At 71.0% G+C, this 24197-nt stretch carries 20 protein-coding genes; 10 read left to right on the top strand and 10 right to left on the bottom strand.

Annotation, left to right across the window (positions count from 1 at the left end; all coding sequences use genetic code 11):
- Window positions 1-144 precede the first annotated feature (144 nt).
- From PUR53_RS45775 to PUR53_RS45765, 3 genes are all read left to right on the top strand, one after another.
- Window positions 145-1194 (top strand): endonuclease/exonuclease/phosphatase family protein, encoded by a 1050-nt coding sequence (locus PUR53_RS45775; RefSeq protein ID WP_329901176.1) that lies wholly within the window; start codon window positions 145-147, stop codon window positions 1192-1194.
- A 144-nt stretch (window positions 1195-1338) separates the two neighbouring features.
- Entirely contained in the window at window positions 1339-2568 is a 1230-nt protein-coding gene (locus PUR53_RS45770; protein ID WP_329901177.1) for an MFS transporter, read from the top strand.
- Window positions 2569-2610: 42 nt separating this feature from the next.
- Complete coding sequence (locus PUR53_RS45765; protein ID WP_443080442.1) at window positions 2611-3210, top strand: GNAT family N-acetyltransferase; 600 nt, start codon at window positions 2611-2613, stop codon at window positions 3208-3210.
- Window positions 3211-3276: 66 nt separating this feature from the next.
- Here PUR53_RS45765 and PUR53_RS45760 read toward each other — a convergent pair whose 3' ends face one another.
- The 3 genes from PUR53_RS45760 to PUR53_RS45750 all read right to left on the bottom strand — a co-directional run bounded on the left by PUR53_RS45760 (window position 3277) and on the right by PUR53_RS45750 (window position 6521).
- Window positions 3277-5031, bottom strand: a complete 1755-nt coding sequence (locus PUR53_RS45760) for an NAD+ synthase (protein WP_329912407.1) — start codon at window positions 5029-5031, stop codon at window positions 3277-3279.
- An 87-nt stretch (window positions 5032-5118) separates the two neighbouring features.
- Window positions 5119-5742, bottom strand: a complete 624-nt coding sequence (locus tag PUR53_RS45755) for a DUF305 domain-containing protein (protein ID WP_329901179.1) — start codon at window positions 5740-5742, stop codon at window positions 5119-5121.
- Between the two features lie 113 nt (window positions 5743-5855).
- Complete coding sequence (locus PUR53_RS45750; RefSeq protein ID WP_329901180.1) at window positions 5856-6521, bottom strand: DUF3105 domain-containing protein; 666 nt, start codon at window positions 6519-6521, stop codon at window positions 5856-5858.
- Window positions 6522-6927: 406 nt separating this feature from the next.
- On the opposite strand from PUR53_RS45750, the gene glnA reads away from it, so the two are divergent.
- Complete coding sequence (glnA, locus tag PUR53_RS45745) at window positions 6928-8289, top strand: type I glutamate--ammonia ligase (protein WP_239753628.1); 1362 nt, start codon at window positions 6928-6930, stop codon at window positions 8287-8289.
- An 83-nt stretch (window positions 8290-8372) separates the two neighbouring features.
- Here glnA and PUR53_RS45740 read toward each other — a convergent pair whose 3' ends face one another.
- The 4 genes from PUR53_RS45740 to PUR53_RS45725 all read right to left on the bottom strand — a co-directional run bounded on the left by PUR53_RS45740 (window position 8373) and on the right by PUR53_RS45725 (window position 10715).
- Window positions 8373-8936, bottom strand: a complete 564-nt coding sequence (locus tag PUR53_RS45740; RefSeq protein ID WP_329901181.1) for a dihydrofolate reductase family protein — start codon at window positions 8934-8936, stop codon at window positions 8373-8375.
- A gap of 105 nt (window positions 8937-9041) precedes the next feature.
- Window positions 9042-9632, bottom strand: coding sequence for a DUF4291 domain-containing protein (locus PUR53_RS45735; RefSeq protein ID WP_329901182.1), 591 nt, complete (start codon window positions 9630-9632; stop codon window positions 9042-9044).
- 66 nt (window positions 9633-9698) lie between these two features.
- Window positions 9699-10145, bottom strand: a complete 447-nt coding sequence (locus PUR53_RS45730; protein WP_329901183.1) for a VOC family protein — start codon at window positions 10143-10145, stop codon at window positions 9699-9701.
- Window positions 10146-10343: 198 nt separating this feature from the next.
- The gene (locus PUR53_RS45725) at window positions 10344-10715 is read right to left on the bottom strand and encodes a hypothetical protein (protein ID WP_329901184.1); all 372 of its coding nucleotides are present in this window, start codon (window positions 10713-10715) and stop codon (window positions 10344-10346) included.
- A gap of 691 nt (window positions 10716-11406) precedes the next feature.
- Between PUR53_RS45725 and PUR53_RS45720 the strand changes: the two genes are divergently transcribed.
- Window positions 11407-14418, top strand: a complete 3012-nt coding sequence (locus PUR53_RS45720; RefSeq protein WP_329912406.1) for a bifunctional [glutamine synthetase] adenylyltransferase/[glutamine synthetase]-adenylyl-L-tyrosine phosphorylase — start codon at window positions 11407-11409, stop codon at window positions 14416-14418.
- Here PUR53_RS45720 and PUR53_RS45715 read toward each other — a convergent pair.
- A complete protein-coding gene (locus tag PUR53_RS45715) occupies window positions 14369-15346 on the bottom strand; it encodes a DMT family transporter (protein ID WP_329912405.1) in 978 nt (325 codons plus the stop codon). The two genes, PUR53_RS45720 and PUR53_RS45715, sit on opposite strands and share 50 nt — an antisense overlap.
- Window positions 15347-15418: 72 nt before the next feature.
- Here PUR53_RS45715 and PUR53_RS45710 point away from each other — a divergent pair, with 72 nt between their 5' ends.
- Window positions 15419-16360: a LysR family transcriptional regulator gene (locus tag PUR53_RS45710; RefSeq protein WP_329912404.1), complete on the top strand. Its 942-nt coding sequence runs from the start codon at window positions 15419-15421 to the stop codon at window positions 16358-16360.
- Here PUR53_RS45710 and PUR53_RS45705 read toward each other — a convergent pair.
- Window positions 16350-17213, bottom strand: coding sequence for a phosphatase PAP2 family protein (locus PUR53_RS45705; protein WP_329912403.1), 864 nt, complete (start codon window positions 17211-17213; stop codon window positions 16350-16352). The two genes, PUR53_RS45710 and PUR53_RS45705, sit on opposite strands and share 11 nt — an antisense overlap.
- 132 nt (window positions 17214-17345) lie before the next feature.
- Entirely contained in the window at window positions 17346-18380 is a 1035-nt protein-coding gene (locus PUR53_RS45700; RefSeq protein ID WP_329912402.1) for a LacI family DNA-binding transcriptional regulator, read from the bottom strand.
- Between the two features lie 466 nt (window positions 18381-18846).
- On the opposite strand from PUR53_RS45700, the gene PUR53_RS45695 reads away from it, so the two are divergent.
- The 4 genes from PUR53_RS45695 (at window position 18847) to PUR53_RS45680 (ending at window position 24078) form a co-directional block, all read left to right on the top strand.
- Window positions 18847-20118 carry an extracellular solute-binding protein gene (locus PUR53_RS45695; protein ID WP_329912401.1) on the top strand — a complete coding sequence of 424 codons (1272 nt, stop codon included), beginning with the start codon at window positions 18847-18849 and terminating at the stop codon, window positions 20116-20118.
- A gap of 87 nt (window positions 20119-20205) precedes the next feature.
- A complete protein-coding gene (locus PUR53_RS45690; RefSeq protein ID WP_329912400.1) occupies window positions 20206-21210 on the top strand; it encodes a carbohydrate ABC transporter permease in 1005 nt (334 codons plus the stop codon).
- Between the two features lie 13 nt (window positions 21211-21223).
- Window positions 21224-22132: a sugar ABC transporter permease gene (locus tag PUR53_RS45685; protein ID WP_329912399.1), complete on the top strand. Its 909-nt coding sequence runs from the start codon at window positions 21224-21226 to the stop codon at window positions 22130-22132.
- A 263-nt stretch (window positions 22133-22395) separates the two neighbouring features.
- The gene (locus PUR53_RS45680; protein WP_329901279.1) at window positions 22396-24078 is read left to right on the top strand and encodes a glycoside hydrolase family 13 protein; all 1683 of its coding nucleotides are present in this window, start codon (window positions 22396-22398) and stop codon (window positions 24076-24078) included.
- The last annotated feature ends 119 nt before the right edge of the window (window positions 24079-24197 follow it).

Raw genomic sequence — 24197 nt, 5'->3', positions numbered from 1 at the left:
CCGGCGGTTCGGAACTCCGAACAGCGGGTTGTGCGTCCTTGCGCCCGTACGACCGCCCGGTGACGGCGGGAACGAAGGCGATCATCCCCTAGGGTTTTGAGAGCGCGGGGGGAAGAAGTGCACGGCAGGCAGTGAGGCGACGGTATGGCGCAGGCGTACATGACGGAGACGGGCGGCGGCGGCACCGGGCAGGGCCGCGAACAATCCCGGTTCCGGCGCCTGTTCGGCCGCCTCTTCGGCGGATGGAGAGGAGACCGGCGGATCTGGCGGCGCGGCGTCGTCGTCGCGGTCCTCGCGGTTCTCGTCGCCCTGGTGATGGTGTTGCACGCCCAGGTCCCCAACACCGTGGGCAACCTGGGCAGTCTGACCGAGACGTTCCTGCCCTGGTTCGGTCTCGCGATCCCGCTGCTGCTGATCCTCGCCCTGGTCCGCAAATCGGCGACGGCGCTCATCGCGCTCCTCTTGCCCACGGTCGTCTGGCTGAACATCTTCGGCGGACTCGTCACCAGCAAGACCGGCGGCGGCGGCGACCTCGCTGTCGTCACCCACAACGTCAACGCGGACAACGCCGACCCGTCCGGCACGGCCCGCGAGGTCGCCGCCTCCGGCGCGGACGTGGTGGCGCTGGAGGAACTCACCGAGAACGCGGTGCCGGTGTACGAGAAGGCGCTCGCGGCGACGTACCCGTACCACGAGGTCGTCGGCACGGTCGGGCTCTGGAGCAAGTACCGGATGAGCGACACCAAGGCCGTCGACATCAAGCTCGGCTGGGAGCGCGCGATGCGTTCGACGGTGGCGGCACCGGACGGGCCCGTCGCCGTCTACGTCGCCCATCTCCCCTCGGTGCGGGTGAAGCTGGAGGCCGGGTTCACCGCCCGCCAGCGCGACAAGAGTGCCGACGCCCTGGGCGAGGCCATTGCCGACGAGCCGATCCAGCAGGTCGTCCTCCTCGGCGACCTCAACGGCACCATGAACGACCGCGCCCTGAACGCCGTCACCGCCCAGATGCGCTCCACCCAGGGCGCCGCGGGCAGCGGCTTCGGCTTCAGCTGGCCGGCGTCGTTCCCGATGGCCCGGATCGACCAGATCATGGTGCGCGGCATGGAACCCAGGGCGTCCTGGACCCTGCCGGAGACCGGCAGCGACCATCTGCCGGTGGCGGCACGGGTGACGATCGACACGTCCGGAGGCTGAGGGCGCAGGTGGGGCGGGGGAGCGGAACAGGGGAATAGGCCACCGGTTCGAGTTTGTTCCGTCAATGAACATACGATGGAACGGAACCGATTCCTTCCTTTCCCTCCCCCTGTCCTACCGCACCCTTCGAAAGGTCTCCTCGTCATGCCTTTGGCCCTGCTCGCTCTCGCCGTAGGCGCCTTCGGAATCGGCACGACCGAGTTCGTCATCATGGGTCTCCTCCCCGAGGTCGCCGCCGACCTCGGCATCACGATCCCCGCCGCCGGCCACCTCGTCTCCGCGTACGCGCTCGGCGTCGTCATCGGCGCCCCGCTGCTCGCCGCCGCCACCGCCCGGATGCCCCGCCGCAAGGTCCTGATCGGGCTGATGCTCCTCTTCGTCGCCGGCAACGCGCTCTCCGCGCTCGCCCCCGACGAGCACTGGCTGCTCGCCGCCCGCTTCCTCAGCGGTCTGCCGCACGGCGCCTTCTTCGGCGTCGGCGCGGTCGTCGCGACCGGCCTCGTGGCGCCGGAACGCAAGGCCCGCTCGGTCTCGCTGATGTTCCTGGGCCTGACGATCGCCAACGTCGCCGGAGTCCCGGCCGCGACCCTCGTGGGCCAGCACTTCGGCTGGCGGATCACCTTCCTCGGCGTCAGCGCGATCGGCCTCGCCGCCATCGCCTCCCTCGCCCTCCTGCTGCCGGACGACCGGGCGGAAGCCCCGTCCGCCGGCCTGCGCGGCGAACTGGGCGCCCTGCGCTCCCTGCCCGTCTGGCTCGCCCTCGGCACCACCGTCGCCGGCTTCGGCGCCCTGTTCTCCGCCTACAGCTACATCACGCCGATGCTCACGGAATCCGCCGGGTACGCCGAGACCAGCGTGACCCTGCTGCTCGCGCTGTTCGGGGTCGGCGCGACCATCGGCAACCTGGCCGGCGGGCGCCTCGCCGACCACTCCCTGCGCGGCACCCTCTTCGGCGGCCTGGCGTCCCTGATCCTCGTCCTGGCCCTCTTCCCGGTCCTCATGGCCACGCAGTGGAGCGCCGCCCTCGCCGTCCTCCTCCTCGGAGTCGCGGCCTTCGCCACCGGATCGCCCCTGCAGCTGATGGTCATGGAGAAGGCCTCCGCCGCCCCCTCCCTCGCCTCCTCCGCCAACCAGGCCGCCTTCAACCTCGCCAACGCCGGCGGCGCCTGGATCGGCGGCCTCGCCCTGACCGCCGGCCTCGGCACGACGGCCCCGGCGACCGCGGGCGCGGCCCTCGCCCTGATCGGCCTGGCGGTCGCGGCGGTGTCCTACGCCGTCGACACCCGCCGGACACCCACCCCCGCCCCGCACCGCGGCCGCGTGGTGGCGTCCCATGTGCCGGGGGAGTCGGAGACGGTGCGGGTGGGGGCGTAATCGCCTCGCCCGTCTGCCGCTTCAGGATCTACGCTCGCGGCCATGACCGCACACGACACGTCCGACCGGCCGCCGTTCGCTTCGAGCGGTGCGGGGCCGGTGATCAGGCAGGAGACCGCAGACGATCACCGAGGGGTGCGCGAGGTCCATGCGCGCGCCTTCGGTGACGACGAGCGGATCCCCGGGCTCGTGGAGGCACTGCGCGTCGCGGAGGCACCGTCGGCGCCGATGTCGTTCGTCGCCACCGTGGACGACCGGGTTGTCGGACACGTCCTGCTGAGCGCGGGGCGCCTGGACGCCCCGCGTCGGATCGTGGACGTGCTGACCCTGTCGCCGCTGGGCGTGCTCCCGGAGTTCCAGCGTCAGGGCATCGGCACCCGGCTCGTCGCGCACGCCCTCGCGGCGGCGGACGCCCAGGAAGTGCCGCTTGTGTTCCTGGAGGGGTCGCCGCACTACTACGGCGCGCGCGGCTTCGAGGGCGCCGTGGCGGCGGGCTTCCGCTCGCCGTCGCTGCGCATCCCCGAAGTCGCGTTCCAGGTCGCCCGTCTGTCCGCCCACGAGCCGTGGATGACGGGCACCTTCGTCTACTCGGACGTGTTCTGGGCCTTCGACTGCGTCGGCCTGCGCGACCCGGAGGCTTGAGGGGCACTGAGGCCTGAGGGGCCCTGAGGCCTGAGAAGACGCCGCCCCCAGGCCTCCGCCCGGCGTCTACGCCTGCTCGCGCCACCTGTTCGTGATCGGGAGCCGGCGGTCCTTGCCGAAGCCCTTGGGGGAGATCTTCGTGCCCGGCGGGTACTGGCGGCGCTTGTACTCGGCGGTGTCGACCATGCGCAGCGTCTTGACGACCAGGTCCCGGTCGAAGCCGGCGGCCACGATCGCGTCGGCGCCCTGGTCGCGGTCGACGTACAGCGCGAGGATCGCGTCCAGGACCGGGTAGTCCGGGAGGGAGTCCGTGTCGACCTGACCCGGGCGGAGTTCCGCGCTCGGCGGCTTGGAGATGGAGTTCTCCGGGATCGGCGGGGTCTGGCCCCGCTCCTGCGCGGCCCGGTTGCGCCACTCCGCGAGGCGGAAGATCGACGTCTTGTACACGTCCTTGATGGGGCCGTACGCGCCCACCGAGTCGCCGTACAGCGTCGAATACCCCACTGCCAGCTCCGACTTGTTGCCGGGCGCGAGGACGATATGGCCCTCCTGGTTGGAGATCGCCATCAACAGCGTGCCGCGCAGCCGCGACTGGAGGTTCTCCTCGGCCAGCCCCGTCAGCTCGGTCGACGACATGTAGGCGTCGAACATCGGCTCGATCGGGATCGTACGGAAGTTCAGGCCCGTCCGCCGGGCCAGCTCCGCCGCGTCGCCCTTGGAGTGGTCCGACGAGTACTTCGACGGCATGGACACGCCGTACACGTTCTGCGCGCCCAGCGCGTCGCACGCGATCGCCGCGACGAGCGCCGAGTCGATACCGCCGGAGAGCCCGATCAGGACGGACGAGAAGCCGTTCTTCGCGGCGTACGCCCGCAGGCCCACCACCAGCGCCGAGTACACCTCCTCGTCGTCGTCGAGGCGCTCCGCGTACCCGCCGGCCAGCTCCGGCTCATAGGCGGGCAGCGGCTCCTCGGAAATCACGAGCCGGTCGATGCGCAGCCCGTCGTCCACGACGCCCGTGACCGGTTCGGCGGCCGCCGCCGGGAGGTCCAGGTCCAGGACCACGCACCCCTCCGCGAACTGCGGCGCCCGCGCGACCACTTCGCCGTGCCTGTCGACGACGATGGAGTCACCGTCGAAGACCAGCTCGTCCTGGCCGCCGATCATCGCCAGGTACGCGGTCGTGCAACCGGCCTCCTGGGCCCGCTTGCGCACCAGTTCGAGCCGGGTGTCGTCCTTGTCGCGCTCGTACGGCGAGGCGTTGATGGAGAGCAGCAGCCCGGCTCCGGCGGACCGGGCGGCCGGGACGCGGCCACCGTCCTGCCAGAGGTCCTCGCAGATGGCGAGGGCGATGTCGACGCCGTGGAGCCGCAGCACCGGCATGGTGTCGCCGGGCACGAAGTAGCGGAACTCGTCGAAGACGCCGTAGTTGGGGAGGTGGTGCTTGGCGTAGGTGAGCGCCACCTCGCCCCGGTGCAGCACCGCGCCGGCATTGCGCGGGGCGCCCGCCGGCTGGCCGTACTTCGGCGCGGCGGACTCGGAACGGTCGAGGTAGCCGACGATCACCGGCAGCTCCCCGAAGCCCTCCTCGGCGAGCCGCGCGGCGAGCGCTCTCAGCGCGGCGCGGGACGCCTCCACGAAGGAGCCGCGCAGCGCCAGGTCCTCGACGGGGTATCCGGTCAGCACCATCTCGGGGAACGCCACGAGATGCGCTCCCTGCTCGGCGGAGTGCCGGGTCCAGCGGACCACCGCCTCGGCGTTCCCGGCGATGTCGCCGACCGTCGAGTCGATCTGATTCAAAGCGAGACGAAGTTGAGGCACGCGCCCAGTGTAATCGTCAGAGCGACGCTATGGGGTGTGGGCCGCCCCACGTTCGAAGCGCCACACCCCAGCCGCGGTCTACCGGCGTCAGGAACGCGGCGCGGCGCCCCGCTCCTTCAGCATGCGCGTCATCAAGGAGATCTCGGACTCCTGGCCGTTCACCATGCCCTGGGCGAGCTTCTTCTCGACGCCGACCGTGCACTTGGAGACACAGCCCTCCGCCATGTGGATGCCGCCCTTGTGGTGGTCGGTCATCAACTGGAGGAAGAAGATCTCGGCCTGCTTGCCGTTCAGCTTGCCGAGCTTGTCCATCTCCGCGTTCGTCGCCATCCCCGGCATCAGCGAGCCGTCCTCGCCGGAGGCCATGTCGCCCATGCCCATCCAGGCCATCGGCTTCTCGGACGACACCTTCGGCAGACCCCAGAGGTCCAGCCAGCCGATCATCATGCCGCGCTGGTTGGCCTGCGTCTGCGCGATGTCGTACGCGAGCCGCCGGACCTCCTCGTCGTCCGTCCGGTCGCGCACGATGTACGACATCTCGACGGCCTGCTGGTGGTGGACGGCCATGTCCCGGGCGAACCCCGCGTCGGCGGAGTCGGCGGCGGGGGCCTTCAGCCCGGACTCGTCCCCGTCGGCGACCGCGTACGTGATCGCCCCGGCCGCGACGAGCACCGCCGCGGCCCCGGAGGCGATCCAACCGATGTGCTTCATGCTTCCCACTGTGCCAGTACCAGTACCAGTACCAGTACCAGTACCAGTACCAGTACCAGTACCAGTACCGGAGCCGCTGTCGTCAGTCGTCACTCGTCCGTCGCCCGCGGCCGTCAGGAGACGCCGTTGGTGCAGGCGGCACCCGGCTCGGGCGTCTGCTCGCCCTGGACGTAGGTCTCGAGGAACTTGTCGACGTTCGGGTCCTTCGCGCTGGTCACCGTGCGCTGGTGGCCCCACGCGCTGAGCATGATCGGGTCCTTCTGGTCCTCGACCGGGCTCATCAGCGTGTACGGCGTCTTCTTGACCTTCTCCGCGAGCGCCTTCACGTCGGCCTCGGAGGCCTTGCTGTTGTACGAGACCCAGACCGCGCCGTGCTCCAGGGAGTGCACGGCGTTCTCGTTCTTGATCGCCTTGTCGTAGACGTCGCCGTTGCAGTTCTGCCAGACCGGGTTGTGGTCGCCGCCCACCGGGGGCTCCATCGGGTACGTCACGGACTTGGTGACGTGGTTCTGGCTGAGCTTGGTGCTCCAGGTCTTCACGCCGTCCGAGCCGGTCTCCCACTTGCCGTTCGACTTGGAGTCACTGGCCACGCTGTCGCCGCCGTTGTCGTCGGACTGCGAGCGGATCAGGACCGTCCCGCCCACGACGAGGCCGGCGACTATCAGCACGCTGGCGCCGATCGTGAGGATGCGGTTCCGGCGCTCACGGGAGCGCTCGGCACGGCGCATCGCCTCGATGCGCGCCTTGCGGTCCCCGCTGCTGTTGGTCTTGGCGGCCATGGGATGTGTCCTTAGTGGGGGATGGGTCGGATGGGACGGTCGGATCGACTGATCGTAATTTGATCCGCTCCCTCTCGTAAACGAGGGATCCCGTCTCCCATGCTGCCCCTCGGCCACGGATGCCGCCCGGCTTTCGGGGCAGGCGTGACGGACGCCCGGCGGATGTCCGTCCACGTGGGCGTTACGGATGTCGGCGCGAGCAGGCAAGATGGGCGGCAGAGCGGTTGGGCGGCACAGCGGGCGGTACACCTGCCGTACGCCGGGCGTTCTCCTGGAGGTCGCTCTGTCGATCAAGGTGCGCAACGCGCACGAAATGGTGTTGTGGTGGGATGCTCAGGTGCCCGACCGCCTCCCGTGGCTCGGGAGCAAGAGGGCCTGACCAGCAAGGAATGGGTGGAAGCGGAAGATGGACAAGCAGCAGGAGTTCGTGCTCCGGACGTTGGAGGAGCGCGACATCCGTTTCGTACGCCTGTGGTTCACGGACGTCCTGGGCTTCCTGAAGTCCGTTGCCGTGGCCCCCGCCGAGTTGGAACAGGCGTTTGACGAGGGCATCGGCTTCGACGGCTCGGCCATCGAGGGCTTCGCCCGGGTGTACGAGTCCGACATGATCGCAAAGCCGGACCCGTCGACCTTCCAGGTCCTGCCGTGGCGCGCGGAGGCCCCCGGCACCGCCCGGATGTTCTGCGACATCCTCATGCCGGACGGCTCCCCGTCCTTCGCGGACCCCCGCTACGTCCTGAAGCGGTCTTTGGCCAAGGCCTCCGACCTGGGCTTCACCTTCTACACCCACCCCGAGATCGAGTTCTTCCTGCTGAAGGACAAGCCGGTCGACGGCTCCCGTCCGACCCCGGCCGACAACTCGGGCTACTTCGACCACACCCCGCAGAACGTCGGCATGGACTTCCGCCGCCAGGCGATCACCATGCTGGAGTCCATGGGCATCTCGGTCGAGTTCTCCCACCACGAGGGCGCGCCCGGCCAGCAGGAGATCGACCTCCGCTACGCCGACGCGCTCTCCACGGCCGACAACATCATGACGTTCCGCCTGGTCATGAAGCAGGTGGCGCTGGAGCAGGGCGTCCAGGCGACCTTCATGCCGAAGCCGTTCTCAGAGCACCCGGGCTCGGGCATGCACACCCACCTCTCCCTCTTCGAGGGCGACCGGAACGCGTTCTACGAGTCCGGCGCGGAGTACCAGCTCTCCAAGGTCGGCCGCTCCTTCATCGCGGGCCTGCTGAAGCACGCCGCCGAGATCGCCGCCGTGACCAACCAGTGGGTCAACTCCTACAAGCGCATCTGGGGCGGCTCCGAGCGCACGGCGGGCGCCGGCGGCGAGGCCCCCTCGTACATCTGCTGGGGCCACAACAACCGCTCCGCCCTGGTCCGCGTCCCCATGTACAAGCCCGGCAAGACGGGCTCGGCACGGGTCGAGGTCCGCTCCCTGGACTCCGGCGCGAACCCCTACCTCGCCTACGCCATGCTGCTGGCCGCCGGCCTCAAGGGCATCGAGGAGGGCTACGAGCTGCCGCCGGGCGCCGAGGACGACGTCTGGGCCCTCTCGGACGCCGAGCGCCGCGCCATGGGCATCGAGCCGCTCCCGCAGAACCTCGGCGAGGCGCTCTCCCTCATGGAACGCAGCGACCTCGTCGCCGAAACCCTCGGCGAACACGTCTTCGACTTCTTCTTGCGCAACAAGCGCCAGGAGTGGGAGGAGTACCGCTCCGAGGTGACCGCGTTCGAGCTGCGGAAGAACCTGCCGGTGCTGTAACCGCAGGTCGGAGCGGGTCTCCCGCTGTTACGGCACGTGGGGCCGACGGTCGTGGACCGTCGGCCCCTGCTGGTGAGGCGCCGCTAGCGGGTCACTCGGTGGCGGAGGTAGGCGACCTTCGAAGCGAAGGTGCGGGTCTCGACGAGTTCGAGGTCCAGCCGGTGTTCGTTGCGGGGGAAGAAGGGGGTGCCGCCGCCGACCAGCACCGGGTAGACCATGGCCCGGTACTCGTCGATCAGACCCGCGTCGGACGCCTGGGCGGCGAGCGTCGCGCCGCCGATCGCGATCTCGCCCTCTCCCGGCTCGGCCCGCAACCGCTCGATCTCCTCCGCCACGCTGCCGGAGGCCAGGCGGGCCCGGCCCTCCACCGCCGACAGCGTCCTGGAGAACACCACCTTCGGCAGCGGGTTCCAGAGCGCGACCCACTCCCGCTCCGCCTCGCCGAGCGAGGGGTCCTGGGCGGCGGTCTCCCAGTACAGCATCGTCTCGTACAGCCGCCGTCCCATCAGGTGGACGCCGACGTCCCGGATCTCGTCGATCCAGAAGCGGAAGATCTCCTCGTCGAACCCCGGCCAGTCGAAACTGCCGTCCGGCCCGACGATGTAGCCGTCCAGGGACACGTTCATCGAATAGGTCACGCTGCGCATCAGGAGCCTCCTCGGTGACGCATCCGACAGTACGGCCGCCGGACGCCGACCGCGTGCCGTACGGGCGAGCCCCGGCTCGCGGCCGCTCGCGTGCGACGCCACCGCTCACCGGTTCGGGAGGCGGCTCGTCCCGGAGCGCGGAGTGCGGAGGCCGTCCAGCGCCGGGGGCAGCGGGTAGACGCGTTCGGACGGGAACAGGCGCTGGGCCTTCGCGGTCTGCCCGGACTGCATCAGGGCGGCCGCCTTGCGGACCTGAGGGGTGAGGTCCGTGAGGCCGACGACCCACTCGTCGGTGAAGGTCCGGATCAGATGGCGGCCGACGCCCACCTGAATGCTGTAGTGGTTCAGCGCGGCCCCGCGCGCCGAGCGCTCCGGGTCCCACTGGACGTGGACGTCGGCCCGGGCCACCGCCGCCGGGTCCGCCGTCGTCAGCACGGCCCGCGACAGCGCCTCCTCCCACCCCTCACGGGTGATCCGTACCGCGAGCACCCGCTCCTGGCCGGGCTTGCGGGCCCAGTTGCTGCGGTGCATCAACCACAGGAACGACGGCTTGATCCACGTCATCCGACGGAACGAGAACGGCTCGACGAACCGGCCCGCACGCAGTGCCGCGTCGGCGATCGCGGGTGCGTACGCCTGGTACACCACGATCGTGCGAGCGTCGTGGTCGGCACGGATCTCGTACGGGGCAGCCATGCCCGGCACCCTGCCGGCCGCCGGGCGGCGGCCGCGAGCGAATATCCCCGCCCGGCCGCGGCCGGGCTACTGCCGCTCCGCCAGCTCCGCCAGCACCTGGTGCAGCGGCTCCGTGGCCCTGCGCCGGTACTCCTGGATCGACCAGCCGTTGCCGTCCGGGTCCTTGAAGTACATGAAGGTGGCGCCGTCGTCGGGGGTGTACTGGACGGGGTCGGAGACATCGAGGCCACGTTCGCGGAGCTCGGCGTGGGCGGCCTTGATGTCGGCGACGCAGAGCTGCAGGCCCTGGTAGGAGCCTGGGGTCGGCTTGGTCTCGCCCTGGGCCATGTCCCAGATGGCGTCACCGAGGGCGATCGAACAGCCGGAGCCCGGGGGAGTCAGCTGCACGATCCGCATGCCCGGCATGACCTCCTGGTCGATGTCGACGTGGAAACCGACCTTGTCCCGGTAGAAGTCCCGGGCCCGGTCGATGTCGCTCACGGGCAGCGGAATCACTTCGAGCGTGTACTGCATCCCTGCTCCTCCAAGTCGCCTTTGACTCTTCGCCTCAGCCGAATCGCCACCGTGTCCGGTCCGGCCGTACGGCTCCCCCTCACCGAAGCCGAAAACCGTGCCGGGCGCCACCGAGAAGACGAAAGCCCGCCGCGCGCGGTGCCGAAAACGACCGTCGCGTACGTCGAAGAGCCGAAAACGGCCGCACTTTCCGGAAGCTCAGCCCCCGTCCACCGTGCCGAGCCGCCGCGCCAGCACGGCGACGGCGGCCGGCATGGCGACGAGGTAGCCGACGACGAGTCCGATGCCCTGGTCGGCCGCCGGGGGGAGGGCCCAGTTCACCGCGCCGGCCACCGCCAGGGCCACCGCCGCCAGCGTCAGGAACGCGGCGGCGACCGCACGCCCACGCGGTGGACGGGCCGCGCGGTACCGCTCGACGGCGGGCCCGAACGCGGCCATGCCGACGATCGTTGCGACGAGGGCGGGATCGGGCAGCCAGCCGAAGGGCCACCCCACCAGCGCGCCGAGCCCGGCGACGCCGAGACCGACGAGCTCCAGCAGCACCGTGCTCACCACCGGCTCCGAGGACATCACCGAACCCCACGAAGGGCGCCCCGCGGCACCCTCCCCACCCTCTTCGCCGACCACATCCGCAGAGTAATCGTGAACATGGCGAATGAGGCCGGTCGGGACGGCGACACCGGTCGGGGCGGGCGACGCCGGTTCGGACGGCCACACCGGTTCGGACGGGCGAAACGTCGGTCAGGACGGGCGACACCGGTCTGGGCGGCGACGCCGGTCCGGACAGCCAGACGGGTTCGGCCGGGGACACCGGTCGGGGCGGGCGACACTGATCCGGGCGGCTGCTCCGGTTCGGACGGGGCACCGGTGGGCGGCTGGCACCGGAACGGGTGGGGCACCGGTCTGGGCGGCGACGCCGGTCCGGACGGTCACACCGGTTCGGACGGTCACACCGGTTCGGACGGCGGCACCGGTCCGGGCGGCGGCACCGGTCCGGGCGGCGGCACCGGTCCGGACCGGCGCCGGTCCGGGCGGAGGGCGCCGGTCCGGGCGGAGGGCGCCGGTCCGCGACCCCGTCCGGCCCCACGCCGCCGGCCTCCCGCCCCCAACCCCCACCAATCCGGCTGACGCCCCCGGCCGACCGGCGCTTCCTTGACGCACTCCGGTTAGGCTCGTGCCCGTACGGCCTTGATCGGTGGAGTCGGGCGATCGGGTGGGCGGACGAGTGGACGAGTGGGCTTGATCCGACGGGAGGCCTGGGATGACGGCGCCGGGGCGCAGGAGCAGCACGTTCTCGCGACTGCTGCGGCACGGTTTCACCGACGCCGCCGCCGCCGAGCGCCTGCTGGACAGCGAGGAACTGTCGGCCGTACGGGGCGACCCGGTCCTGCTGGACGCGCTCGGGGCGACCGCCGACCCGAACCTCGCGCTGCTGGGCCTCGTACGGCTGCTGGAGGCGCAACCGGACCGTACGGCCCGACGGGCGGTGCTGGACACGTTGATAGCGGCCAAGCCGCTGCGGGACCGGCTGCTGGGGGTGCTCGGCGCGTCCGCCGCGCTCGGTGACCATCTGGCCCGGCACGCGCAGGACTGGCAGGCGCTGGTGACGTACGAGCCGCGCGATCTGCACCCGGGCGTCGAGGAGTTCGAGCGGGGGCTCGCGGAGGCCACCGACCCCGTCTCCCTCCGGGTCGCCTACCGCCGCTGCCTGCTCTCCATCGCCGCCCGTGACGTCTGCGGCACGACGGACGTCGCCCAGACCGCCGCCGAGCTCGCCGACCTCGCCACCGCCACACTGCGTGCCGCCCTCGCGATCGCCCGCGCGGCCGCGCCGGAGGACGCGGCGCTGTGCCGGCTCGCGGTGATCGCGATGGGCAAGTGCGGCGGCCACGAACTCAACTACGTCTCCGACGTCGACGTCATCTTCGTCGGGGAGACGGCGGACGGCGCCGACGAGCAGAAGGCGATCCGGGCCGCCACCCGGCTCGCCTCGCACATGATGCGGGTCTGCTCCGAGACGACCGTCGAGGGCAGCATCTGGCCGGTCGACGCCAATCTGCGGCCGGAGGGGCGCAACGGCCCGCTCGTGCGGACCCTCAGCAGCCATCTGGCGTACTACCAACGGTGGGCGAAGACCTGGGAGTTCCAGGCACTGCTGAAGGCCCGGCCGGTCGCGGGAGACCTGGAACTGGGCGAGGCGTACATCGCCGCGCTCGAACCGCTCGTCTGGAAGGCGGCCGAGCGGGAGAACTTCGTCACCGACGTGCAGAGCATGCGGCGCCGCGTGGTCGAGAACATCCCGCCCGCCGAGGTGGACCGCCAACTCAAGCTCGGTCCCGGCGGGTTGCGTGACGTCGAGTTCGCCGTGCAGATGCTGCAGCTCGTGCACGGACGCGCGGACACCTCCCTGCGCAGCGGGACCACCCTCGACGCGCTGGGCGCGCTGGCCGCCGGCGGGTACGTGGGCCGGGCGGACGCGGCCCAGCTCGACGCCGCCTACCGCTTCCTGCGGTCCATGGAGCACCGCATCCAGCTCTACCGGCTGCGCCGCACCCACCTCGTCCCCGAGGGCGACGACGACCTGCGGCGCATCGGCCGCTCACTCGGTCTGCGCACCGATCCGATCGCCGACCTGAACCGCGAGTGGCGGCGCCACGCGGCCGTCGTACGACGGCTGCACGAGAAGCTCTTCTACCGCCCGCTCCTCGACGCCGTCGCCCAACTCGCCCCCGGCGAGACCAGGTTGAGCGCCGACGCGGCCCGCGAACGGCTCGTCGCCCTCGGCTACGCCGACCCGGCCTCGGCGCTGCGCCACCTGGAGGCCCTGGCCTCCGGCGTCTCCCGCAAGGCCGCCATCCAACGCACGCTGCTGCCCGTCCTGTTGGGCTGGTTCGCCGACTCCGCCGACCCCGACGCGGGCCTGCTCAACTTCCGCAAGGTCTCGGACGCGCTCGGCCGGACCCCGTGGTACCTACGGCTGTTGCGTGACGAGGGCGCGGCGGCGGAGAACCTGGCGCGCGTCCTCTCCGCGGGACGTCTGGCCCCCGACCTCCTCATGCGCGCCCCCGAGGCGGTCTCCCTCCTCGGCGACGGGGACGGGGTCGCCGGTGGCGCCGGTGGTCTCGATCCCCGGGAACGCGCCCACCTGGAACAGGAGATCCTCGCCGCCGTGGGCCGGGCCGACGGGGCCCAGCAGGGTGTGACGGCCGCGCGCGGCGTCCGCCGCCGGGAACTGTTCCGTACGGCCGCCATGGACATCGTCGGCTCCTACGGCACCGAGGCGTCCCCGGTGACTGCCGACCAGGGCGCCCTGGTGGACCTCGTCGGCGGCGCGGTCTCCGACCTCACGGCCGCGACCCTCGTGGGCACCCTGCGCGCCGTGGTCCGCGAGGGCTGGGGCGACACCCTCCCCACCCGCTTCGCGGTGATCGGGATGGGCCGCTTCGGCGGCCACGAACTGGGCTACGGCTCCGACGCCGACGTGCTGTTCGTCCACGAGCCGCAGGAGGGCGCCGACGAACAGGAGGCGGCCCGCGCGGCGAACGCGGTCGTCTCCGAGATGCGCCGTCTGCTCCAGCTGCCGAGTGCCGACCCGCCCCTCCTCATCGACGCGGACCTGCGCCCCGAGGGCAAGACCGGCCCGCTCGTCCGGACGCTGAAGTCGTACGAGGCCTACTACCGCCGGTGGTCGCTGGTGTGGGAGTCGCAGGCGCTGCTGCGCGCCGAACCGGTCGCCGGGGACGCGGAGTTGGGCCGCCGCTTTCTCGACCTCGTCGATCCGCTCCGTTATCCGGCGGACGGGCTCGGCGACGACGCCGTGCGCGAGATCCGGCGCATCAAGGCCCGTATGGAGTCGGAGCGGTTGCCGCGCGGTGCCGATCCGACCCTGCACACCAAGCTCGGTCGCGGCGGTCTCTCCGACGTCGAGTGGACCGTCCAGCTCCTCCAGCTTCAGCACGGCCACCGTGAGGCGGGCCTCCGCACGACCCGCACCCGCGAGGCCCTGGCCGCCGCCCGCGACGCCGGCCTGGTGAGCGCCGAGGACGCGGCCACCCTGGACGAGGCCTGGGTGCTGGCCACCCGCGTCCGCAACGCCGTGATGCTCGTACGGGGCCGCGCGGGCGACACGTTCCCGTCCCACGGCCGTGAACTCGCCGCCGTGGGACGGTACTTGGGGTACGGGCCCGGCCATGTGGGCGACATGCTCGACGACTACCGCCGGATCACCCGACGGGCTCGGGGCGTGGTGGAGGAGTTGTTCTACGGGGGGTGAGGTCGGCGCCCTCGTCGCGGGCGGCCACGGCGGCGCGTCGCGGCCTGGTCAGGGCGACCCCCGCCAGTACCACCACCATCCCGGCGATCACCCGGGGCCCCACCCGCTCGTCGAGGAACAGGGCTCCGAGGGCGACCGACACCACCGGCAGCAGATAGCCGACCGTCGCCGCGTTCGTCGCTCCCTCGTCCGCGATCAGGCGGTAGTTGAGGTAGAAGGTGACCCCGGTCCCGAAGATCCCGAGGACGACCACCGCGAGCACGGCGGTCGCATCGACCCCGGCCGGGCCGGCGCTCCCGGCGGGCCCGGTGTCCGCCGTCCACCCCGTCGTCGCCCACCCGGCCGCCGCCCACCCCGTCGCCGTCAGCAGCTGCGCGGCGGAGACGGCGAGCGGGGCGTCGCGGCCCGTCAGGTGGCGGCCCATGTACGCGAAGGCCACCGCGTAGCTGACGGCCGCCCCGAGCAGCGCGAGCGCGCCCCCGGTCATCAGCCCCGCCCGCTGCCAGGGCGCGAAGATCAGCAGAACCCCGGCGAAGCCCAGGAAGAGGCCGGTGAGGCGGGCGGGGGAGAGAGGACGGTCCGTTCCGAGGACGAGGCCGAGGAGCAGGGCCCACAGCGGGGTCGTCGCGTTGAGGACGCCCGCCGTGCCCGAGTCGACGGTCTGCTCGCCGACGCCGAAGAGCGCGAACGGCAGGGCGTTGCAGAAGAAGGCGGCGACCAGGAGATGGGCCCAGGTCCGCCCGTCGCGCGGCAGTCGCTGGCGGGCGGCCAGGGCGAGGGCCAGCAGGACCGCCGCGCCCAGCGCGCAGCGCGCCACCGTGATCTGGAGCGGGGACAGGCCGTGGTTGAGGGCGAGTTTGATCCAGAGGAAGCCCGAGCCCCACAGGAGGGCGAGGAGGGCCATACGGAGCGTGGACGCGAGAGGCATGTGCACTACGCTCGGCCACCGGATGCGTAAGGACAAGCGAAGAATGCTGCATGGACCTTTAAGCTGAGCTGCATGATGGATGTGCGGCGGATGCAGGTGCTCAGGACTGTGGTGACCAGCGGCTCGGTGACGGCCGCCGCGGCCGCCCTCGGCTACACCCCGTCCGCGATCAGCCAGCAGATCGCGGCGCTGGAGAAGGAGGCCGGGATCGCCCTGCTGGAGCGGGTCGGGCGAGGGGTGCGGCCCACGGAGGCCGGGCTGCTGCTCACCGAGTACGCGGGCGCGATCGGGCGGCAGGTCGCGGAGGCGGAGGCCGCGCTGGCCGATCTGCGGGCCGGGCGCACGGGGCGGCTGGCCGTGCGGTACTTCGCCACGGCCGGCGCCTCCCTGGTGGCCCCCGCCGTCGCCCGGCTGCGCGCCGAGCACCCCGGTGTCCGCATCGAGCTGAAGCTCATCGACCCCGACGATCCGCTTCCGGCGGTCAGGGAGGGGCGGGCCGACCTCGCGCTCGTCGTCCGGCCGCGCGGCGCCGACCCCGACGGCGTACGGCTGCTGCACCTGCTCGACGACACCTACTTCGCCGTACTGCCTGCCGCGCACCCCCTCGCCGAGCGGCACGAGCTCACGCTGGCCGATCTGGCCGACGAGCCGTGGGTCGGCAGCGAATGGCCGGGGCCCTGCCTGGACGCCCAGCTGGAGGCGTGCGCCGAGGCCGGCTTCAGGCCCCGGTTCGTGGTGGAGAGCGAGGACTACGCGACCGCGCAGGGCTTCGTCGCCGCGGGTCTCGGCGTCGGTCTCATCCCCCGCCTCGGCCTCGGCAGCACCCACCCCGACGTCGTCGTACGCCGCTTCACGGGCCCGGAACCCCGCCGCTCCATCCACGCGGCCGTACGCGAGACGGCTCCGCCACAGCCCGCCCTGCGGACGTTCGTCGGAGCGCTGCGGGAAGCGGCCCACACCTCGGACTCCCGATCCCGCCGAGCGGTGGTCCCGGTCGCCGGCGCTACGCCTTGACCGGTTCCAGCTCCGGTTCCCGGCTGCCGCCCGTCACCTGGCGCGGGAGGGCGTACGGCAGGGCTCCGTACCAGACGCGGGCCACGGTGTAGCCGAAGGCCAGGCAGATCATGCCGCCGACCGCGTCCAGCCAGAAGTGGTTGGCGGTGGCGACGATGACGACGAGCGTCAGCGTGGGATAGAGCAGGCCCAGCACCCGCACCCACGGCACCGACGCCAGCGCGAAGATCGTGAGCCCGCACCACAGCGACCACCCGATGTGCATGGACGGCATCGCCGCGTACTGGTTCGACATGTTCTTCAGGTCGCCCGAGGCCATGGACCCCCACGTCTGGTGGACGACGACGGTGTCGATGAAGTTCTCGCCGGTCATCAGGCGGGGCGGGGCCAGCGGGTAGAAGTAGTAGCCGACGAGGGCCACGGCGGTGGTGGCGAAGAGGACCAGACGTGTCGCCGCGTAACGCCCCGGATGACTACGGTAGATCCACACGAGGACACCGAGCGTGACGATGAAGTGCAGGGTCGCGTAGTAGTAGTTCATGCCGACGATCAGCCATGTCACCGAGTTCACGGAGTGATTGATCGTCTCCTCGACCGCGATCCCGAGGTGGTGCTCCATCCTCCAGATCCAGTCGGCGTTCTCCAGCGCCTGCGTCTTCTGCTCGGGGACCGCGTTGCGGATCAGTGAGTACGTCCAGTAACTCACCGCGATCAGCAGGATCTCGAACCAGAGACGAGGCCTTCGCGGAACCCTCAGCCGATGCAGGAACCTCTGCTCCGACGCACCCGTGACGGACCGCGGAGCGGCCTGCTCCCGGCCTTCCTCCAGTGTCGTCACGGTCGTTTCACCCATGGGCACAGAGTCTGCCAGAAATCCGGTACCCCACCGATCATCCTCTGGTCGGGTTCGTCACGCACGTTCGTCGGGGTAGTGCCGAGAGCCTTCTCCTCCGTACGTACCGCATCGTCCCCCCATGTCTCCCTCTCAGGTACGAGACCTGTCCCCGGGCGCCGAGGCGGTCGACCCCCGCACCACCAGTTCCGGCATGAACACGAACTCACTGTGCGGCGCCGGAGTCCCACCGATCTCCTCCAGCAACGTACGCACAGCCGCCTGCCCCATCGCCGGGACCGGCTTGCGGACGGTCGTCAGCGGCGGGTCGGTGAAGGCGATCAGCGGGGAGTCGTCGAAGCCGACGACCGAGACGTCGTCCGGGACCTCCAGCCCCCGCTGCCGGGCCGCCCTGATCGCGCCGAGCGCCATCATGTCGCTCGCGCACACCACCGCCGTGCAGTCCCGGTCGATGAGCGCCATGGCCGCCGCCTGGCCGCCCTCCAGCGTGTAGAGGGAGTGCTGGACGAACTCGGACTCCACGGTCGCGGCGGCGAGCCCCAGCTGGTCCTGCATCGTGCGGACGAAGCCCTCGATCTTGCGCTGGACCGGCACGAAGCGCTTGGGGCCGAGCGCCAGACCTATCCGGGTGTGCCCCAGCGACACCAGATGGGTCACCGCCAGGGCCATCGCCGCCCGGTCGTCCGGCGAGATGAAGGGGGCCTGCACCTTCGGCGAGAAACCGTCCACGAGGACGAACGGCACACCCTGGGCGCGGAGCTGCTCGTAGCGCTGCATGTCGGCCGAGGTGTCGGCGTGCAGACCGGAGACGAAGATGATGCCGGCGACCCCCCGGTCGACCAGCATCTCCGTCAGCTCGTCCTCCGTGGACCCGCCGGGGGTCTGGGTGGCGAGCACCGGCGTGTACCCCTGCCGGGTCAGCGCCTGGCCGATGACCTGCGCCAGGGCCGGGAATATGGGGTTCTCCAGCTCCGGGGTTATGAGGCCCACCAGGCCCGCGCTGCGCTGCCGCAGCCGGACCGGCCGCTCGTAGCCCAGCACGTCGAGGGCGGCCAGGACGGACTGGCGAGTGGTCGCGGCGACGCCCGGCTTCCCGTTCAGGACGCGGCTGACAGTCGCCTCGCTGACCCCCGCCTGGGCTGCGATGTCGGCAAGCCGTGTGGTCACAGGACTGGACTGTACCGGCCGGACCTGCGCTTGCACACCGGCCCGGCGTCGGGGGCGGGCGGGGATGCGGCCCACTGCGGGCTGCTGCGTCATCGCGGTCCCTCGTGATTCTGGTCGGTGTCCGTGGGGGCGCCCGCTTGCGGAAGGAGGTGACCTTCGCAAGGCGCTGACAGGGTGATGATGGCCGCCACCGCCAGTGGTGGCAAGAGCTTGCAGAGTCTTGCACAGCCCGGTGAACCCCCGCTGAGCGGCCCCGATGTCAGGTTTCGGCCAGGTCGAGCACAAGTCACGGGCCGGTAACCATCCCCCTCCGTTGCAATTTTTTGCAGCAAGGTCTTTCGTCGCGCTTACAACGCTGTTACGTTCGGCCTCGCCCGGCGGCGGCGATGGCGCGGCCGGAACTCGGCAGGAGCGGCGGACGGGGCCCTCCGCCCAGCACACGGGCTTTCACCCTCAAGGAGATCTCATGCGGCGTGGCATAGCGGCCACCGCGTTGGTGGCGTCGATCGCCCTCACGGCGACGGCCTGCGGCGGAAGTGACAGCGGCGACTCGGCCGACGGTCCGGTCACCATCACCTGGTGGGACACCTCCAACGCCACCAATGAGGCGCCGACGTACAAGGCCTTGGTCAAGGAGTTCGAGGCCGCCAACAAGGACATCAAGGTCAAGTACGTCAACGTGCCGTTCGACCAGGCGCAGAACAAGTTCGACACCGCCGCCGGCGCCACGGGCGCGCCGGACATCCTGCGCTCCGAGGTCGGCTGGACCCCCGCCTTCGCGAAGAAGGGCTTCTTCCTGCCGCTGGACGGCACCGAGGCCCTCAAGGACGAGGACAAGTTCCAGCCCAGCCTGATCAAGCAGGCCCAGTACGACGGCAAGACCTACGGCGTCCCGTTCGTCACCGACACTCTCGCGCTGGTCTACAACAAGGAGCTCTTCGAGAAGGCCGGCATCGCCGAGGCCCCGAAGAGCTGGGACGACCTGAAGAAGGCCGCCGCCACGATCAAGAAGAAGACCGGCGTCGACGGCTACTGGGGCTCCACCCAGGCCTACTACGCCCAGTCCTTCCTCTACGGCGAGGGCACCGACACCGTCGACGTCGCCGCCAAGAAGATCACCGTGAACTCCGCCGAGGCGAAGAAGGCGTACGGCACCTGGCTGGACCTCTTCGACGGCAAGGGCCTGCACAAGGCGGACACCACCGCCGACGCCTACGCCCACATCCAGGACGCCTTCGTCAACGGCAAGGTCGCCTCGATCGTCCAGGGCCCGTGGGAGATCACGAACTTCTACAAGGGCACGGCGTTCAAGGACAAGGCCAACCTGGGCATCGCCACCGTCCCGGCCGGCTCCAGCGGCAAGGCGGGCGCCCCGACCGGCGGCCACAACCTCTCCGTCTACGCCGGCTCGGACAAGGCGCACCAGGAGGCGTCGCTGAAGTTCATCAACTTCATGACCTCGGCGAAGTCCCAGGAGACCATCGCCCTGAAGAACTCCACGCTGCCCACGCGCGACGACGCCTACACCGCCGAGGTGAAGGCCGACCCGGGCATCGCCGGCTACCAGACCGTGCTCGCCGCCGCCCAGCCGCGCCCCGAGCTGCCCGAGTACAGCTCCCTGTGGGGCCCGCTGGAGACCGAGCTGCTTGCGATCGCCGGTGGCAAGGAGTCCCTGGACAAGGGCCTGGGCAACGCGGAGACCGCGATCGCCAAGCTGGTCCCGGACTACAGCAAGTGATCCCTGGGGGCCGGGCCGTCGAGCGGCCCGGCCCTCCAGCAGGCCCGGCCCCCGATCTTCCCGTGATCTTCCAGAAGGTGTCGAACGATGACAGTCGCCATCGACCGAGCGACCGGCAAGCGCCGAGGTGAACCGGGCGGGCGCCCGGGCCCGCTGTCGCGTCTGAAGCAGTCGTACCAGCGGTACTGGTACGCGTACGCGATGATCGCCCCGGTGGTCGTCGTGCTCGGCGTCCTGGTGCTGTATCCGCTGGCGCGCGGCTTCTACCTCACCCTCACCAACGCCAACAGCCTCAACTCGGCGCGCACCATCGGCGCCAACCGCATCGAGGCGACCTACGAGTTCATCGGCCTCGACAACTACGCCGACATCCTGTGGGGCCCGACGTCGTACGACCGCTTCTGGTCGCACTTCATCTGGACGATCGTCTGGACGGCGCTCTGCGTCGCCCTGCACTACGTCATCGGGCTCGGCCTCGCGCTGCTGCTCAACCAGAAGCTGCGCGGCCGCACCTTCTACCGGCTGATCCTGGTCCTGCCGTGGGCCGTGCCGACCTTCGTCACCGTGTTCGGCTGGCGGTTCATGCTCGCCGACGGCGGTGTGATCAACGCCGGCCTCGAAGCACTGCACCTGCCGGCCCCGCTGTGGCTGGAGGACACCTTCTGGCAGCGGTTCGCCGCGATCATGGTCAACACCTGGTGCGGTGTGCCGTTCATGATGGTCTCGCTGCTCGGCGGTCTTCAGTCCATCGACTCCTCGCTGTACGAGGCGGCGGAGATGGACGGCGCGAGCGCCTGGCAGCGCTTCCGCTACGTCACCCTGCCGGGCCTGCGCTCGGTCAGCTCCACCGTCGTACTCCTCGGCGTCATCTGGACGTTCAACCAGTTCGCCGTCATCTTCCTGCTGTTCGGCGACACCGCGCCCGAGGCGCAGATCCTCGTGACCTGGGCGTACTACCTCGGCTTCGGACAGCAGCCACGTGACTTCGCGCAGTCGGCGGCCTACGGCATCCTGCTGCTGGCCATCCTGATCGTCTTCACCTCCGTCTACCGCCGCTGGCTGAACCGCGATGAGCAGCAGCTCGCGATCTGAGGCAGGAGCCCCCATGAGTACGACCACCGTTGAGACCAAGGCTCCGGCGGACGCGACGCCGACGACCGCCGCTCCGCGCCGGACCCGCCGACGCGGCGAGAACAGCCTCGCCGGCTCCCTCGCCGCACACGCGATCCTCGTCGTGGCGAGCCTCGCCGCGCTCTTCCCCATCGCCTGGCTGGTGTTCCTGTCCCTCGGACCGGACAAGGACGATTACCTGCATCCCGGGCGCATCTTCGGCAAAATGACCTTTGCCAACTACTCGCACGTGCTCCAGGAGACACCGTTCTTCGACTGGCTGGTCAGTACCCTTGTCGTCTCCCTCGGCACCACCGTCATCGGGGTGCTGATCGCGGCGACCACCGGTTACGCCGTCTCCCGCATGCGCTTCCCGGGCTACCGGAAGTTCATGTGGGTGCTCCTGGTCACGCAGATGTTCCCGGTGGCCGTCCTGATGGTGCCGATGTACGAGATCCTGTCGGAACTCAGGCTCGTCGACAGCTATCTCGGCCTCATCCTCGTCTACTGCTCGACGGCCGTGCCGTACTGCGCCTGGCTGCTCAAGGGCTACTTCGACACGATCCCCTTCGAGATCGACGAGGCGGGACGCGTCGACGGGCTCACCCCCTTCGGCACCTTCGCCCGGCTGATCCTGCCGCTCGCCAAGCCGGGACTCGCGGTCGCCGCGTTCTACAGCTTCATCACCGCGTTCGGGGAGGTCGCCTTCGCCTCGACGTTCATGCTGTCCGACACGAAGTACACCTTCGCCGTCGGTCTGCAGAGCTTCGTCAGCGAACACGACGCCCAGCGCAACCTGATGGCGGCCACCGCCGTGCTGGTCGCGATCCCCGTCTCCGCGTTCTTCTACCTCGTGCAGAAGAACCTGGTGACCGGCCTGACCGCGGGCGGCACGAAGGGCTGACCGCCCGGGCCGAGCCGCGAGGGGCCGGCCGCCTGGTTGAGCTGCGAGGTGGCGTCGGCGTCGGCCGTCTGCTGTCCGCGGCTCCGGTGGGGCTTCTCGCGCAGTTCCCCGCGCCCCTCCGGGGGCGCCCAAAGACCCGAGGCGGTCGCGGTGGCCATCCGACCCCGCTGCCACCGCGACCGCCTCGCCGGAACGCCGGTACCCCGGCACCGCAGATCCCAAGACCTTCTGACCACATGCCCCTGTTACGCACCAAGGACGCCATGAGCCAGCAGCACTCCGCAGCCGACCCGGACCCGACCTCTGCCCTCGCCACCACCCCGCGCAGCGACTGGTGGCGCGATGCGGTGATCTACCAGGTCTATCCGCGCAGCTTCGCCGACAGCAACGGTGACGGCATGGGCGACCTGGAGGGCGTACGTTCCCGACTCCCGTACCTGCGCGACCTCGGCATCGACGCCGTGTGGCTCAGCCCCTTCTACGCCTCCCCGCAGGCCGACGCCGGGTACGACGTCGCCGACTACCGCGCGGTGGACCCGATGTTCGGGTCGCTCCTGGACGCGGACGCGCTGATCCGCGACGCCCACGAGCTGGGCCTGCGCATCATCGTCGACCTGGTCCCGAACCACTCCTCCGACCAGCACGAGTGGTTCAAGCGGGCGGTGGCGGGGGGCCCCGGCTCGCCGCTGCGGGACCGCTACCACTTCCGCCCCGGCAAGGGCGCGAACGGCGAACTCCCGCCCAACGACTGGGAGTCCATCTTCGGCGGCCCGGCATGGACGCGGGTGACGGAACCCGACGGCACCCCGGGCGAGTGGTACCTCCACCTCTTCGCCCCGGAGCAGCCCGACTTCAACTGGGAGCACCCCGCGGTCGGCGACGAGTTCCGCTCCATCCTCCGCTTCTGGCTGGACATCGGCGTCGACGGCTTCCGTATCGACGTCGCCCACGGTCTGGTCAAGGCCGACGGCCTCCCGGACCTCGGCGCCCACGACCAGCTGAAGCTGCTGGGCAACGATGTCATGCCGTTCTTCGACCAGGACGGCGTCCACGCGATCTACCGCGAATGGCGTCTGGTGCTGGACGAGTACGCGGGCGACCGCATCTTCGTGGCGGAGGCGTGGACCCCGACGGTGGAGCGCACCGCGAACTACGTCCGCCCCGACGAGCTGCACCAGGCCTTCAACTTCCAGTACCTGAGCACGAGTTGGGACGCGGCGGAGCTGAAGGTCGTCATCGACCGCACCCTGGACGCGATGCGTCCGGTGAACGCCCCCGCGACCTGGGTGCTGTCGAACCACGACGTGACCCGGCACGCGACGCGCTTCGCCAACGAACCGGGCCTCGGCACGCAGATCCGCCTCGCGGGCGACCGCGCACTGGGCCTGCGCCGCGCCCGCGCCGCCTCCCTGCTGATGCTGGCGCTGCCCGGCTCGGCCTACGTCTACCAGGGCGAGGAACTCGGCCTCCCCGACGTCGTCGACCTCCCGGACGAGGTCCGCCAGGACCCCGCGTACTTCCGGGGCGCCGGCCAGGACGGCTTCCGCGACGGCTGCCGGGTGCCGATCCCGTGGACCCGCGCCGGTTCGTCGTACGGCTTCGGCGCGGGTGGCTCCTGGCTGCCGCAGCCCGCCGAGTGGGCCGACCTGAGCGTGGAGGCCCAGACGGGCGTCGCGGACTCGACCCTGGAGCTGTACCGCACGGCCCTCGCCGTCCGCCGCGACCAGCGCGCCCTCGGCGCGGGCGACTCGGTGGAGTGGCTCAAGGCCCCCGCCGGTGTCCTGGCCTTCCGCCGGGGTGACTTCGTGTGCGTCGCGAACACCACGAGCGAGGCGGTCCGGATCCCCGCGTACGGCCGTGTCCTGGTCGCCAGCGGCGAACTGACGGTGGCCGACGACGAGGCGAAGCTGCCGGGGGACACGACCGTGTGGTGGACGACCGGCTGACCTTCCGCGAGCGGCGGCAGCGAGGCCGCCGCGGTCGACCTTCAGGGCCCGCCACCCCAGCCCGGGGTGGCGGGCCCTGCCGCGTCCACCGCCTGGAGGGCAGGTCGAGGTGCGTCCCG

This window comes from Streptomyces sp. SP18BB07 (genome assembly GCF_036322545.1).
GTDB lineage: Bacteria > Actinomycetota > Actinomycetes > Streptomycetales > Streptomycetaceae > Streptomyces > Streptomyces deccanensis.
This window is presented reverse-complemented; position numbering and strand designations above follow the sequence as displayed.